Source organism: Pseudoduganella ginsengisoli (assembly GCF_009720865.1).
In the GTDB taxonomy this organism is placed as follows: domain Bacteria; phylum Pseudomonadota; class Gammaproteobacteria; order Burkholderiales; family Burkholderiaceae_D; genus Rugamonas; species Rugamonas ginsengisoli.
Genome location: NZ_WNLA01000022.1, coordinates 65,662 through 79,290 on the forward strand (window position 1 = coordinate 65,662; position 13,629 = coordinate 79,290).

The window sequence follows — 13,629 nt, forward strand, 5'->3', positions numbered from 1 at the left end:
ATTGCCGTTTTGTTAGCACATGGTGTGGGCGCCGTCGCCTACAATGGCGGTTTTGTTCGGGAGCAATGGCATGGCGCTGGCGGGCGTGTTGTGGGATAACGATGGCGTGCTGGTCGACACGGAACGCTTGTTTTACCAGGCCAACCGTGAGCTATTCCTGCGCTTTGGCGTGGACTTGTCGGAACGGCAATTCTTTGACTGGTACCTGGCGGACAATTGCGGCGCGTGGCATTTGCTCACTACTTTGCAATTAACGAACAAGCAGATGGACGACTTGCGGGGCGAGCGCAACGTGCGCTATGCGCAACTGCTGGCGGGCGCCAATGTGCAGCCGGTGGCGGGTGTGGAGCCAGTGCTGGCGGCGTGGTCTTCGCGTTTGCCGATGGCGGTGGTGACCAGCTGTAACGGCGACCACTTCCAGCAAATCCATGCGAAGCTGGGCTTGCTCAAGCATTTCCGTTTTGCGCTGACGTCGGAACACTATGTCAACAGCAAGCCTTCGCCGGAACCGTACTGCCTGGGGCTGGAACGGCTGGGCGTGGCGGCATCGGACTGCGTGGTGGTGGAAGATTCGCCCCGCGGCCTGCAGGCGGCGCTGGGCGCCGGCTTGCGGTGCATTGTGCTGCGCCATCCGCTGACGCGCCATTACGATTTTCCCGGTGCGTGGAGAGTTGTCGACCACATGGGCGAATTGCACGAAGAATTGCTGGCGCTGGGGCACTGATCCATGGCGCGCGTACACTTGTGCTGGGAACTTGGCGGCGGCCTGGGGCATGCGGGTCGCCTGAAACTGCTGGCGCAGGAATTATTGGCGGCAGGGCATGAGGTGTCGATGAGCTTGCGCGACCTGGCGCACACGCACGCGATGCTGGGGGAATTGCCTGTGCCCAAGTTGCAGGCGCCTGTGTGGTTGCACCGTACCGTGGGATTGCCGGAAAACCGGGGCAGCCTGGCCGAAGTGGTGCTGGATTACGGCTATCTGGAGCCGAACGGGCTGGCCGGGCAAGTGATGGGCTGGCGCGCGGTGTTTGAGCTGGTCAAGGCCGATGTCGTGATTGGCGACTATGCGCCAACGGCCATGCTGGCGGCGCGCAGCATGGGATTGCGGTCGGTATCGGTCGGCATTGGTTTTACGTTGCCGCCGCCGGGCAGGGCGCTGCCGCTGTTGCGGGACTGGGAAAACATTGCGCCGCAGCGCCTGGCGCAGGCGGAAGCGCGCGTGCTGGACGTGGCCAATGCCGTGCTGGCGCGCCATGGCGGCGTGCCGCTGGCGTGGGCGGCGGAATTATTCCTTGGCGATGCCACATGGATGACGGCGTGGCCGGAAATGGACCATTATGGCCGCGGTGTGGAGGCGCTCGACTGGCTGGGTCCTGTGTTTGCGCAGGGCGGCGGCATTGCGCCGAAGTGGCCGGCCGGGAGCGGGCCGAAAGTGTTCGCCTATGTGAAAACCGAGCATGGCCAGCATGCCAAGGTATTGCAGGCGCTGGCGCAAGCCGGGTGCCGCGTGCTGTGCTATTTGCCGGAAGTGGCTAACGGCATGGCGCCGCCGGTGCAAAGTCCGGCGATCCTGTACGCCCGCAAACCAGTGGATGTGACGGCGGCGCTGTCGCAGGCCGACTGGTGCGTGTGCCATGGCGGCGAAGCCACGGTAGCGCAAGCCTTGTTGGCGGGCGTGCCCTTGCTGCTGTTGCCCATGCAAGTTGAGCAATACCTGCTGTCGCGCCGCATCGCCACTGCCGGCATGGCAGTCAACATCCCCGCGCCGCCACCGGACTGGCATGCCGCGCTGCGCACCGTCCTGTCCAATGCCACGCTGGCACGGCAAGCCCGCGCCTTCGCCGCCCGCCACGCCGCTTTTTCCCCCAGCGCTGGGGTCAGACGTGCAATCGTGCACATCTAGCGTGGGGTCAGGCGTGCATTCGTGCATCCGGGCCGCCTGGTGGCGCCGGCTTGCGCAAACTGCTGGCGAGCGCCCGGCGTTGCAAGGATTCCCGTCTTCTGACTACGTTATACTCTGCACTTTTAGCGATCCAACGGGTGGAAAACCGTGCCGCTTCCGGGGCTGCGGCGGACACCGCTTCAGGCCCGCGGCCCAGCCCCGCATTGAGCGCCTGCGCGTATGCATGAATGCACGCCTGACCCCACCGGGCGGATGCATGAATGCACGCCTGGCCCCACGGTGTTACTTTGGACGCGGTGGCGTCAAGCCTTCATCGCCTTCGTGGAATGTGCCGGCCCGCAGGCGGCGGATGGTGGCAGCGACGGCGCGTGCCACGTTGCGCACCTCTTCTTGCAGCGCACGATCGCGGTCCAGCACATCATGGCTTTCCGCATACGGCTGGTAATAGCCGATAAACCGGTCCAGTTGTGCTTGGCCGCCGGACGGAATCAACCCCATCCAGTCAAGCCAGTCCGACAAATTGCGCCGCAAGCTTTCCGTGCCCGCCACGTCGCCATGCACCACCAGCCCGTAAGCCCGTCCGGCCAGATGTTTCGGATACGGCCAGCCCGCCAGCTCCAGCGCCTTGGCTTCTTCGGCATGTTTGCCATGCGTCGTGGTCGGATCAGGATTGCCGCCATCCGCGCACACCAGCCGGTCTATCATCAGTTTCAAGGGCGAAGGCGCCTGGTACCAGTACACCGGCGTTACGATAATGACGCCATGCGCCGCCACCCATTCTTCGTAAATCTCCGGCATCCAATCCTTGGCCTGTCCGTTGCCATGGTTGGGATAACAGCTGCACGGCCAGTGGCATAGCGGCATCGCCGTCGACAAGCAGCCTTTACAGGGATAAATATGCATATCATAGCCGGAGGTCAGCCAGCTCAAATCCAGCGTCCGCACATCGAACCCATCCGCGCCCAATGTTTCGTGCAGCCACTGCACCATGCGCCACGATTTCGACATTTCACCCGGGCACGAACCGTCATTGCGCGCCGCACCATTGATCAGCAGCACGCGCGGCGTCGTCGCGGGATCTTGTTGCACGCGCTGCGCTTGTTGCAACCTTTCGCTGGCGGCACGCCATTCGTCGGACAAGTCGTACGCGGGATCGGCATAGCCAGGTCCGGCAGGACGGGTTCGCGGCGCTTTGCGCCCCGCGTGGTAATTTTGCCAGGCGACTTCTTCCACCTGCGCCAGCGCATCGTGCACGGATTCAAACGCCGGATCGCTAAATGCCCGGTGAAATTGCAGGCGGAAAGTATTGCGGTCCAATGGGGCGGGCGCCTGGCCCTTGCGGATAGTCGTCATGGCAGCCTCCGGTGATTCGCGCCAGCATGCACCGGATGGCTTAACGGTTCGGTACGCTAACGTACCATCATGGCCCTTATGTGCCCGTGGCGCGGTACGTGGATGCGCTGCCTGGCGCACGGGCTGGCGCAGAGAGGCGGCGCACCGGCAGCGGCGTCACCGCCGCCGCCCGCAATGGCGCTGCCGTCCCATCGGCAAACGCGGATGCTCCCAGCCTGAATACTCCCACGGCCGCCGACAGCGCCAGCGCCTGTTCGCGCATGGCTTCTGCCGCGCCAGCCGCCTGTTCCACCAGTGCTGCATTGCGCTGCGTGCCGTCATCCATGCCGGCAATAGCGGCATTGACTTGCTCGATGCCCGCCAGCTGTTCGCCGCTGGCGCGGGCAATATCGGCAATGATGTCCGCCACCCGCGCCACGCTGGCAACGATGTGTTCCATGGTCTGGCCGGCTTGATCCGCCAGCCGGGCGCCCGCATCGGCGCGCGCGACGGAATCATCGATCAGCGCCTTGATTTCATGCGCCGCCGCCTTGGAGCGGCCCGCCAGGTTGCGCACTTCGGTGGCGACTACCGCGAAGCCGCGCCCGTGTTCACCGGCGCGCGCCGCTTCCACGGAAGCGTTCAGCGCCAGGATATTGGTCTGGAACGCAATGGAATCAATGACACCGATAATGTCGGCAATGCGGCGCGACGACGTATTAATCGACGCCATGGTCTGTACCACTTGCGCCACCACTGCGCCGCCTTCGCCGGCGATGCCGGAAGCTGTTTGCGCCAGTGCATTGGCCTGGTGCGCGCTGGCCGTATTCTGCTTGACGGTGGCGGTCAGCTGCGACATGGCCGATGCGGTTTCTTCCAGCGCTCCCGCTTGCTGCTCCGTACGCTCCGACAAGTCCGCATTACCCGCGGCAATTTCCGACGACGCACGCCGGATCGCATCCGTGCCCGCGCGCACTTCCGATACGATCCGCACCAGGCTGGTATTCATGTCGTTCAGCGCCGCCGACAGTACGCCCACTTCATCGGTGGAATGCACGTCAATGTGCGAACCGAGGTCGCCATCGGCCACGGTACGGGCGACTTTGACGGCATGGCCGATCGGTACAACGATGCCGCGCGTGATCACCCATGCCGTGAACAGGCTCAGCATGCCGCCAATGACGCCCATGGCCACCATGGCCATGCTGGCCGTGCGGGCCGTAGCGCGCGCGGCGCTGCCGGACGCGTGCATTTGCGCCACCTGGAATGCGATTAATTGTTCGATTGCATCGAACTGCGCTTGCTGCAACGATTTGACGTGTTCCGCCATCCACGCGTTGGCGCCCGCACGGTCGCCGCCCTGCAGCTTTTGCACCAGCGGCTGCAGCGCTGCCGTGTAGGCTGCGCGCGCGTCAATAATCTTGCCCAGCAAAGCCTTGGCTTCATCAGCCATGCCCAGGGCCTGTAATTTGCCGATGCAGCCATCGCCTTCGCGGCCGGTGTCGGCAATGCCGCGGATTTCCGGCGCATCCGGTTGGTCTTGCATCAGGGCATTACGGACGTCGCGCGCCTGGCGGTTTGACGCATCCTTTAAGTCGTTGAGCAGGCTGATTTTGGCGTACCGGTCATTGACGGTGACGTCGATTTCCGCGCTGACGGCGTTCAGGCGCGTGGCACCCACGGCCACTACGGCAGCCAGCAGCAGGATCGTGAGCGAAAAGGCGGCAGTCAGGCGCCGCCCGATAGGCAAGTTGGCGATTTTCATATAGGTATTTCCTGAGAGAATCGCCAGTCTACCAGTCTAACAGCGGCAGCTTTTCCAAGAGAGCTATACAGCTTATTAGAGGGTAGCCACCAAAAATGTGTCGTAAAAGTGTAAAACGTACCATGGCGAAATATTGCATATATCGCCACGCGTCTATACACTCAGCCGTGACTTGCAGTAGCAATTGCCCGCTGCGTTAAACCTGGGAGTGGTTGTAGACGTGTATCCGCAAACGCAAATAGATCCCGTAGTCAGTTTCCTCAATGCGCAAGGCGAAGCCGTGCGCGGCACCATCGTCAACCTGGAACGCCGCGCACTGGTGATGGAAGTCTACAATCCCCATTCGATCGTCCAGGTCAGCGAAGTCATGAATGAGCTGACTATCCGGCTGGGCGCCCGCAATGCCTATGTCGGCAAGGCCGTCGTCATCAGCCTCGTCAATACCGGGCTGACTGCCATCGTGTCGCTGCGCCTGATCGACGAATGGCGCGAACTGTCCATGCTGGATCTGGCGCCAGGCACCGTAGGCAAAGCCGCGCAGGATTTCGTGCGCGACTGGGACGAACGGCCGAAGATCCAGGGCGAGTACCAAATTGCAATTAACGAAACGCGTGCATTCCTCAGCGAGCTGTCACGCTGGGTCGAGCAAGTGGATTTGTCGGGTGTCTTGCCGAAAGATGACGATGGGCGGTTGCCGGCCGGCGTATTTGAGGAATTGGCGGCGCCGCTGAAAGCCCGGATCCAGCGCTACCTGGACCTGATCAATGCTGTCGCGGCAGCCGTGCCGGAAGAGCAGGCCGTGGCGCACCGCGCGTTTGCACAGGGCGCGCTGCATCCGCTGGTGCTGCGGGCGCCGTTCGTGTTCCGCGCATTCACGAAGCCGCTGGGCTATGCGGGCGACTACCAGATGGTGAACCAGATGCTGGACGACCCGCGCCAGGGGCCCAGCACGTATTTCCAGTTAGTCAATGCGGCATTCCTGGACACGCCTGTCGCGCAAGCGCACCGCAACCGCATTGATTTACTGGTGGCGTACCTGTGCCGCCACGCCGATGCCGCGCGCACCATGGGCCGCCCGTTCCGCATACTCAATGTGGGCTGCGGGCCGGCCGTGGAAATCCAGCGCTTCCTGCAAGAGTATGATGAACCGCACTGGCTGGAATTCGAACTGGTCGACTTCAGCGAAGAAACACTGAGCTGGACAAAGAGCCGGCTGGCGGCGCTCAATGCGCGGCTGCCGCGTCCTGCCGTCATTCACTACGTTAACGATTCCGTGCACCGCTTGCTGAAACGGCGTCTCGATGACGGCGCCACCACCAATGAATTCGACATGGTGTATTGCGCGGGTTTGTTTGACTACCTGTCCGACAAAGTGTGCGCCAAGCTGCTGATGTATTTTGCGTCACGCATGCGCCGCAACGGCAATGTGCTGGTCACCAATGTCCACAGCAGCAATCCCGGCCGCCACGCGATGGAGCATTTGCTGGAGTGGTACCTGATTTACCGTGACGAAGCATGCATGCGCCGCCTGCTGCCGTCCGACGCGCTGGACGTGCAGCTGTATGTGGACGCCACCGGCGTCAATGTGTTTGCCGAAGCCATGCTGCCGTGAACAGCGCCAGCGACGAATTCAGCCACAGTTATGCGGCTGTGCTGCGGGCGTACCGGCTGAAGTTCAGCCGGGGCGGCGCCTACACATGCATCGTACTGGTGATGCTGGGCGTGGGGCTCGATGCCAGCCTGTATCCGGACGATGCGCTCGATTTCGTCGAGCTGCGTGCACTGGTCTCCATATTGCTGCTGGCAGTGCCGGCTTTGCTGCGCACAGAGTGGGGCCAGCGCCATGTGCAGCGCATTACCTTTGCGTGGCTGCTGTTGCCGCAAATGATGATCAGCTGGATGATCCACGCGACGGAAGGCCCGAGTTCGATTTATTACGCCGGCTTGAACCTGGCCGTCTTTGCGTCCGGCATTGCACTGCAATTCTCCGTGCTGCAATGCCTGGCGCTGGGCGGCATCACGTACCTGATGTATTTTGTCGCGTGCTACACGCATCCGGGCGGCGCGCCGTGGCATGGACCATATGCCGTCAATTCGCTGTTCCTGCTGTTTACGGCCATTGCCAGCGCCGTGTGCGCGTTTTATAACGAACAGGCCCGTTTCATGATGCTGCAGCTGAAAGGCGAGCTGGCCGAAAAAAACCAGCAGCTGAAGATGATCAACCGCGACCTGGCTGACATCAAGGGCCAGATGCTGCAGCAGGAAAAAATGGCGGCTATCGGCACCCTGGCGGCCGGGCTGCTGCATGAAGTGAACAATCCCGTCAATTACTGCATGATGGCGATCGACCTGGGCTGCGAAGACCCGGTGGCGAAAAGCAGCCCGATGCTTATGGAATGCCTGACCGACGCCAAGGAAGGCATGCGCCGCGTGCAGTACATCGTATCGGATTTAAAGACCTTTGCTTACCGCAAGCAGGGCAGCGTTTATGAAATGGCGCCGTTCCAGTTTGGACGGGCGCTGGAATCGGCGATCCGGCTGGTCGGGCACGAAGTCAAGGATGTGCGGATCGAACGCGATTTGCCGGAAGATACGCTGGTGATGGGCGACGAGGCGGGCATTATCGGCGTGCTGATTAATTTGCTCAGCAATGCTGCGCTGGCCATGCGCCGGGGCGGCACCCGCAAGCCCCACGTATATATCGGCGCCGTGTGCGACGGCGACCGCTTGCGCATCACGGTGCGCGATAATGGCCCGGGCATCGCGCCGGAACACCTGGGCCGCGTCTTTGAACCATTTTTCACCACGCGCGAAGTAGGGCAGGGCCTGGGTTTGGGCCTGTCCATCAGCTATGGCGTGGTGCAGCGCCATGGCAGTGCGCTGGTGGCCGACAGCGTGGTCGGCGAATGGACACGATTCAGTTTCGACTTGCCGCGCGCGGCGCCTGCTTCCACCTTTGAAGGAAAATAATGAGCGAACCACAGATACCGGCAATCCTGTACGTCGATGATGAAGCGACGGCCCTGAAATACTTCCAGCGCGCACTCGATACGCTGGCGCCGGTGTTGACGGCGGATTCGGTGGACGAAGGGAAAACACTGCTGGACGCGCATGCGGACCGCATTGCCGTGCTGGTGTCGGACCAGCGCATGCCGGGTGCGTATGGCAATGAACTGCTGGCCTATGCGCGTGACCGCTACCCGCACATTGTGCGTATCCTTACGACGGCGTACTCGGAACTCGAGCACACGGTGGAAGCCGTCAACCAGGGGCAAATCCAACGCTATATCCAGAAACCGTGGGATATTGCCGCGCTGCGCATGGAATTGCGCCAGGCGCTGGATCTGGCGCGGCTGCGCGGCGAGCACGCGCACCTGCTGCGTGAAAAGCTGATGGTGCGCCAAAAGCAGGTGATTGCCGGGCGCGTGGGCATGGTGTACACGCTGTGCGCCGGGATTGCGGGCCAGGTGTCGTACCTGCCGGTGGAATCCTATCTGGCCGCTGCGCGGATCGGCGGCGTGACCCCGCCGGAACCGGACTGGCTGCTGATCGACCACGCGGATTTGACGAGCGCTGAAGCGTTCCGCAATGCCGCGTTTGCACTGGCTGTGCGTGAACACCTCGATGAAATCGACCAGCGCTATGCGGGGGCGCAGCCGGAACGCATTCTCTCCATGCTGGAAGAAAACTTTGGCGCGGACTGCCGCGTGCTGGGCGCCAACGGCGTGCATTTCCTCGATGGCAGGCTGTTGGCGGAATTCCTCGAGTCGCCCAGCGGCGACGTGATTTCATCGCAGCACGCGTTCTGGATGGCGGCGCTGCTGTGGCTGGGCCGCCATGGCTCGATGCTGCAAATGGCGCCGGGCGAGGGCGGCGGCGTACAGGGCAAACTCAGCAAAGGCGATACCATGCTGACGCCAGTTCAACTGGCGGCGTGGGTCGAGCAATTTTGATGGCTTGTAGGCGGTAGGGCGCAGGTATATATTGGACGCTGGAAATTACCCTGGAGGACGGCGTCATGGCATACCGGGCTTGCGACATTCCTGACGGCTACCTGCACAAGTGGCAAAAGACCACCGATGTGATGGCGGGCATTTTTGATGTGCCCGCCGGCCTCATCATGCGGGTCTTGCCGGAGCAAATCGAAGTCCTGGTAACCAGCCATACCGAGGGAAACCCTTATGAGGCGGATGAAAAAGCCGACCTCCATACGGGGCTGTATTGCGAAACCGTGATGGCGACGCGCCAACTGCTGCACGTGCCGCATGCGCTGGAAGATGCCGCGTGGGCCGCCAATCCCGACGTCAAGCTCAACATGATTTCCTATTTGGGCGTGCCGCTGCAGTGGCCCGACAATGAAGTGTTCGGCACCATCTGTGTGCTCGACAGCAAAAAGCGCCACTACCAGGACAAGTACGTGGAACTGCTATGGGAAATCAAGGCGGCCATCGAGCGCGACTTCGTGCACATCGAGCAGCAGGCGGCGCTGCGGCAAGCCATGCTGCGGCAGCAGGACGATGCGGCGCGGCTGGCTGCCGTTAACAGCCAGTTGCAGGAAGCGCTGCAGCGCGTGACGTCGATGCAGGATGAATTGGTGCGCAGCGAGAAAATGGCGGCGCTGGGCGCCATGGTGGTGGGGATTTCGCATGAATTGAACACGCCGATCGGCAACGGCATGCTGGCCGCCAGCACGTTGCAAAACCGGACGGCGGAATTTGCCGGACGCATGGAAAGCAGCATGACGCGCGGCGAGATGCGGCACTACGTGGACACGGTGCGGCAGGGCGCGGACATGTTGATGAACACGTTGTCGCAAGCCAGTTCGTTGGTGCGCCATTTCCGCCAGGCGGCGGCGGATGAAGCGAATGCCGGGCGGCGCGCGTTCCGGCTGTACGATTGCGTCGCGGAAGTGGCGCAGCGGCTGGCGCGGCGGCTGGAACAGGCGGGCCACCTGCTGGAATGCGCGGTACCGCCTGACATCACGATGGAAAGCTGTCCCGGCCCGCTGGCCGACGTGCTGGAAGACCTGGTGTCCAATGCCGCCACGCATGCGTATCCGCAAGGCGGCAATGGTCCGATCCGGATTGAAGCGGGATTGCACGATGACGATACCGTGTGGCTGGCGGTAGAAGACGAAGGCGCGGGCATCCCCGCGCAGCATCTTGGCCGCATTTTTGATCCCTTCTTTACCACGCGCCTGGGCCAGGGCGGCAGCGGACTGGGACTGCATATCGTGTATCAGCGCGTGACAGGGGCGCTGCAGGGACGCATCGATGTGGCCAGTTCCCTGGGCCGCGGCAGCCGTTTCATGCTGGTTCTGCCGCGCCGCCTGGCCGCCATCGAGGCGGAATGACAGCAGCGTGCGACAGTTAAAACCGTGCGCGCGTATGATCGGTTCACCGCAAACCATTGAGGAGAACTGTCATGCCCAGAGGAGCCAGCCCAAAACGGGAACGCGAGTACAAAGAACTGAAACAAGAGTTCAAGCAGGAGGGCCGCTATGGCGGCCGCGAAGATGAAGTCGCAGCCCGCATCGTCAACAAGCAGCGCCGTGAACACGGCGAGACCCAGGAGCAGAAAGGCGCGGCCAAATCGGCCAGCCGTGCCAGCGCCAGCAAACCTGCCGGCAAAGCATCCGGCAAGAGCTCATCAGCCGGCACGGTTAAACCTGCTGCGCGCAAGGCGGCCAAGCCTGCCGGCAAAGCCACCGGCGGCACGGCGGCGGCAGCAAAAACCGCCCGTAAAGCTGGTGCGAAATCTGCCGGCGCATCCGGTGGCGCGGCGGCACAATCGGGTGGCCGGGGTGCGGTGAAACCCGCGCGCAAATCCGCGGTAAAGTCCGCAACGAAGCCCGCGGCCAAATCCTCGGCAAAGTCTACGACGAAGCCCGCGGCCAAATCCGCGGAAAAGTCTACGACGAAGCCTGCAGCCAAATCTGCGGCAAAGTCCGCAACGAAGCCTGCAGCCAAATCCGCGGCAAAGTCGGCAACGAAGCCTGCGGCCAACTCCACGGCAAAGTCTACGACGAAGCCTGCAGCCAAATCCACGGCAAAGTCTACGACGAAGCCTGCAGCCAAATCCGCGGCAAAGTCGGCAACGAAACCTGCGGCCAACTCCACGGCAAAGTCTACGACGAAGCGTGCAGCAAAATCCGCAGCAAAAGCAGCGGCCGGGCATGCCGGCAAACCGGCGGCAACCTCTGCGAACGGGGCCGCAAGCAAATCCACGGCAAGGTCTTCGGCGAAGCCTGCTGCCAAATCCGCGGCAAAATCCGCATCCAGGCCCGCAGGCGGCGTGCATAAGGCAGATGGCAAAGGCCGCGACGGCATGCATCGCATGATGAACGATGGCTTGCCCATCAAGGATTATCAAAAACTGACCGTGCCGCAAATCTGCAGCCATGTCAGCGAGTTGACTGCAGCCCAGCGCAGCAAGGTGCGTGCGTTCGAGGCATCGCACAAGAACCGCAAGGGTGTGATGGAAGCATTGTCGGGGCGGTTGCACTGACATACACTGCCGGCACATCAACCAAACACTGGAGGCGTTTATGTTGTACCGGGGCAGCTGCCATTGCGGCAATGTGAAGTTTGAAGTGGAAGGCGAAATCAAAGGCGGCGTATCGTGCAATTGTTCGATCTGCCGCCGCAAGGGGACCGCACTGGCGTTTTTCCCCCGCACCAGCATGAAACTGCTGACGCCGGATGATGCGCTGGCCACCTACACCTTCAACAAGCACGTGATCAAACACCGCTTTTGCAAAACTTGCGGCATGCACCCGTTTGGCGAAGGTGTGGACCCGAAGGGCAATGAGATGGTGGCAGTGAGCTTGAATTGCCTGGATGATTTCGACGTGTCGGCAGTGCCGCTGCAGCATTACGACGGCCGCTCGCTGTAATGCACGTGGTCAGCGGGCCAGGTGTTCGCCGACCACGATGGTGACGTCAGCCGTCTGCAGCGCGGCTGATACGCCATGCCACGCCTGCGCCGCGCTGGCGCACGCGGTGGCAAGCAGCAGCACGCCCATGGCCTTGGCCGTGACGGCAGCGGCGCGCGGGTGGCTGGCAAACCAGCCAGTTGCATGGCTGGCCGCCAGCGCCAGTACGCCATAGACGCCGATTTGTGTCGCCGCCGTGATAGCGCCCAGAACGCCCGACTGCATCCACAGCGGGCCGTCGTCCGTGTGCAGGAACTGGGGAAAGATCGCCAGCATGAACAGGTAAGCCTTTGGGTTGAGCAGGCTGGTCATCATGGCGCGGCGGAAGATCACGGCAGGCGCCAGCACTTCGCGGCTGTGTGAAGGCTGGAAGACACTGTCGCTGTGCAGGAACGTCCAGCCCATCCACGCGATGTATGCCGCTCCGGCCAGCAGCAGTGTGTTGAACAGTCCTGGCCACAGTTGCAGCACCATGGCGATGCCCAGGGTCGTCATCGCCAGATGGCAAAAACCACCGGCCACGATGCCGCCAACGGCGGCCATCCCGGCCCGTCTGCCGCCCAGCAGCGAACTGGCCATGACAAAGGCCATGTCCAGGCCAGGCAAAATCACGATGCCGAAAACAACGGCGAAATACAGCCACAGGTGATGATTCATGATAGGTCTCCTTGTTGTGTCCGCTAAGTATCGTGGCTAATCAGGACAGATTTCGCCCTGATTCAATGCTAAAGTGTTGCCATGTACCATCCGACGACCCGTGTACTGGCAGTGCTGGAACTGCTGCAAACCCATGGCCGCATGAGCGGCGCCGACATGGCCGGCCGCCTGCAGGTGGACGGCCGGACGCTGCGCCGCTATATCGTGATGCTGGAGCAGATCGGCATTCCTATCCTCAGCGAGCGTGGCAGGTATGGCGGCTACGCGCTGATGCCTGGTTTTAAATTGCCGCCCATGATGTTCACGGACGATGAAGCGCTGGCCTTGTCGCTGGGATTGCTGGCCGCGCGCAGCCTGGGGCTGGCGGAAGCAGCGCCTGCGGTGGCCAGTGCGCAGGCCAAGCTGGAACGCATCATGCCCGATGGGCTGAAACGGCGCGTGGGCGCCATCGATGAAACCGTGCGGCTGGATTTACAGCGTTCACGCAACGCGGCGCCGCAAGACAACGCGGCGCTGGTGACACTGAGCGCAGCGGCTCAGCGGGGCCAGCGCGTGCACTTGCGCTACCGTGCGATGGACGTGGACAGCGAGCGCGCTTTTGACGCGTATGGCCTGGCATATTACGGCGGCTGGTGGTATGCGGTAGGTTTTTGCCACCTGCGGCAGGACATGCGCACGTTCCGGCTGGACCGGATTGTCGCGGCCGAGCCGCTGCCGCAATCATTCCTGCGCCCTGCGGGCTTTGATGCGCTGGCGCATTTGCGCACGTCGTTCGCGGCCATTCCCCGTGCGCACCCGACCGAGGTGCTGTTAAAGACGGACCTGGTGACGGCGCAGCGCTATTTGCCGGACGCGATCGGTCTGTTCGAGCAGACGCCTGACGGCGTGCTGCTGCATAGCCAGGCGGATAGCCTGGACTGGTTTGCCCGCGAATTGGCGAGTTTACCGTTTGAATTCGAGATCATTGCCCCCGATGCGCTGCGCACGGAACTGGCTGCCATCGTCACCCGTTTGTCGCGGATTGCTGCGCTCCGCTAG

Annotated in this window: 13 protein-coding genes; 9 read left to right on the plus strand and 4 right to left on the minus strand. The window is 62.4% G+C overall.

Annotated features, from left to right (window positions below; genetic code table 11):
* Positions 1 to 43 precede the first annotated feature (43 nt).
* Entirely contained in the window at positions 44 to 724 is a 681-nt protein-coding gene (locus GM668_RS24650) for an HAD family hydrolase (protein ID WP_229499867.1), read from the plus strand.
* A gap of 3 nt (positions 725 to 727) precedes the next feature.
* Entirely contained in the window at positions 728 to 1,903 is a 1,176-nt protein-coding gene (locus GM668_RS24655; RefSeq protein WP_155441625.1) for a glycosyltransferase, read from the plus strand.
* A gap of 282 nt (positions 1,904 to 2,185) precedes the next feature.
* Here the strand turns inward: GM668_RS24655 and GM668_RS24660 are convergent, their stop codons facing one another.
* Both GM668_RS24660 and GM668_RS31635 read right to left on the minus strand, forming a co-directional pair.
* Entirely contained in the window at positions 2,186 to 3,256 is a 1,071-nt protein-coding gene (locus GM668_RS24660; protein ID WP_155441626.1) for a flavodoxin family protein, read from the minus strand.
* 76 nt (positions 3,257 to 3,332) lie between these two features.
* Positions 3,333 to 5,000 carry a methyl-accepting chemotaxis protein gene (locus tag GM668_RS31635; RefSeq protein ID WP_155441627.1) on the minus strand — a complete coding sequence of 556 codons (1,668 nt, stop codon included), beginning with the start codon at positions 4,998 to 5,000 and terminating at the stop codon, positions 3,333 to 3,335.
* A gap of 220 nt (positions 5,001 to 5,220) precedes the next feature.
* Between GM668_RS31635 and GM668_RS24670 the strand changes: the two genes are divergently transcribed.
* From GM668_RS24670 to GM668_RS24685, 4 genes are all read left to right on the plus strand, one after another.
* Positions 5,221 to 6,612 carry a class I SAM-dependent methyltransferase gene (locus GM668_RS24670; RefSeq protein ID WP_170305813.1) on the plus strand — a complete coding sequence of 464 codons (1,392 nt, stop codon included), beginning with the start codon at positions 5,221 to 5,223 and terminating at the stop codon, positions 6,610 to 6,612.
* The gene (locus GM668_RS24675; protein WP_371868775.1) at positions 6,609 to 7,970 is read left to right on the plus strand and encodes a sensor histidine kinase; all 1,362 of its coding nucleotides are present in this window, start codon (positions 6,609 to 6,611) and stop codon (positions 7,968 to 7,970) included. Before GM668_RS24670 ends, GM668_RS24675 begins: the two co-directional genes overlap by 4 nt.
* Positions 7,970 to 8,953, plus strand: coding sequence for a response regulator (locus GM668_RS24680; RefSeq protein WP_155441629.1), 984 nt, complete (start codon positions 7,970 to 7,972; stop codon positions 8,951 to 8,953). Before GM668_RS24675 ends, GM668_RS24680 begins: the two co-directional genes overlap by 1 nt.
* A 65-nt stretch (positions 8,954 to 9,018) precedes the next feature.
* Positions 9,019 to 10,353, plus strand: a complete 1,335-nt coding sequence (locus GM668_RS24685) for a GAF domain-containing sensor histidine kinase (protein ID WP_155441630.1) — start codon at positions 9,019 to 9,021, stop codon at positions 10,351 to 10,353.
* Positions 10,354 to 10,498: 145 nt separating this feature from the next.
* Here GM668_RS24685 and GM668_RS24690 read toward each other — a convergent pair whose 3' ends face one another.
* Positions 10,499 to 11,227, minus strand: coding sequence for a hypothetical protein (locus tag GM668_RS24690; RefSeq protein ID WP_155441631.1), 729 nt, complete (start codon positions 11,225 to 11,227; stop codon positions 10,499 to 10,501).
* Between the two features lie 67 nt (positions 11,228 to 11,294).
* Here GM668_RS24690 and GM668_RS24695 point away from each other — a divergent pair, with 67 nt between their 5' ends.
* Entirely contained in the window at positions 11,295 to 11,507 is a 213-nt protein-coding gene (locus GM668_RS24695) for a hypothetical protein (RefSeq protein ID WP_155441632.1), read from the plus strand.
* A gap of 40 nt (positions 11,508 to 11,547) precedes the next feature.
* Positions 11,548 to 11,895, plus strand: a complete 348-nt coding sequence (locus tag GM668_RS24700; RefSeq protein ID WP_155441633.1) for a GFA family protein — start codon at positions 11,548 to 11,550, stop codon at positions 11,893 to 11,895.
* Positions 11,896 to 11,904: 9 nt separating this feature from the next.
* On the opposite strand, the gene GM668_RS24705 is transcribed toward GM668_RS24700, so the two are convergent.
* The gene (locus GM668_RS24705) at positions 11,905 to 12,591 is read right to left on the minus strand and encodes a LysE family translocator (protein ID WP_155441634.1); all 687 of its coding nucleotides are present in this window, start codon (positions 12,589 to 12,591) and stop codon (positions 11,905 to 11,907) included.
* Between the two features lie 81 nt (positions 12,592 to 12,672).
* Between GM668_RS24705 and GM668_RS24710 the strand changes: the two genes are divergently transcribed.
* A complete protein-coding gene (locus GM668_RS24710; RefSeq protein ID WP_155441635.1) occupies positions 12,673 to 13,629 on the plus strand; it encodes a helix-turn-helix transcriptional regulator in 957 nt (318 codons plus the stop codon).

Coding starts and splice junctions, on each gene's coding strand:
- GM668_RS31635 (WP_155441627.1), bottom strand. CDS start 5,000: ATGAAAATCGCCAACTTGCCTATCGGGCGGCGCCTGACTGCCGCCTTT.
- GM668_RS24655 (WP_155441625.1), top strand. CDS start 728: ATGGCGCGCGTACACTTGTGCTGGGAACTTGGCGGCGGCCTGGGGCAT.
- GM668_RS24685 (WP_155441630.1), top strand. CDS start 9,019: ATGGCATACCGGGCTTGCGACATTCCTGACGGCTACCTGCACAAGTGG.
- GM668_RS24700 (WP_155441633.1), top strand. CDS start 11,548: ATGTTGTACCGGGGCAGCTGCCATTGCGGCAATGTGAAGTTTGAAGTG.
- GM668_RS24680 (WP_155441629.1), top strand. CDS start 7,970: ATGAGCGAACCACAGATACCGGCAATCCTGTACGTCGATGATGAAGCG.
- GM668_RS24650 (WP_229499867.1), top strand. CDS start 44: ATGGCGGTTTTGTTCGGGAGCAATGGCATGGCGCTGGCGGGCGTGTTG.
- GM668_RS24705 (WP_155441634.1), bottom strand. CDS start 12,591: ATGAATCATCACCTGTGGCTGTATTTCGCCGTTGTTTTCGGCATCGTG.
- GM668_RS24660 (WP_155441626.1), bottom strand. CDS start 3,256: ATGACGACTATCCGCAAGGGCCAGGCGCCCGCCCCATTGGACCGCAAT.
- GM668_RS24710 (WP_155441635.1), top strand. CDS start 12,673: ATGTACCATCCGACGACCCGTGTACTGGCAGTGCTGGAACTGCTGCAA.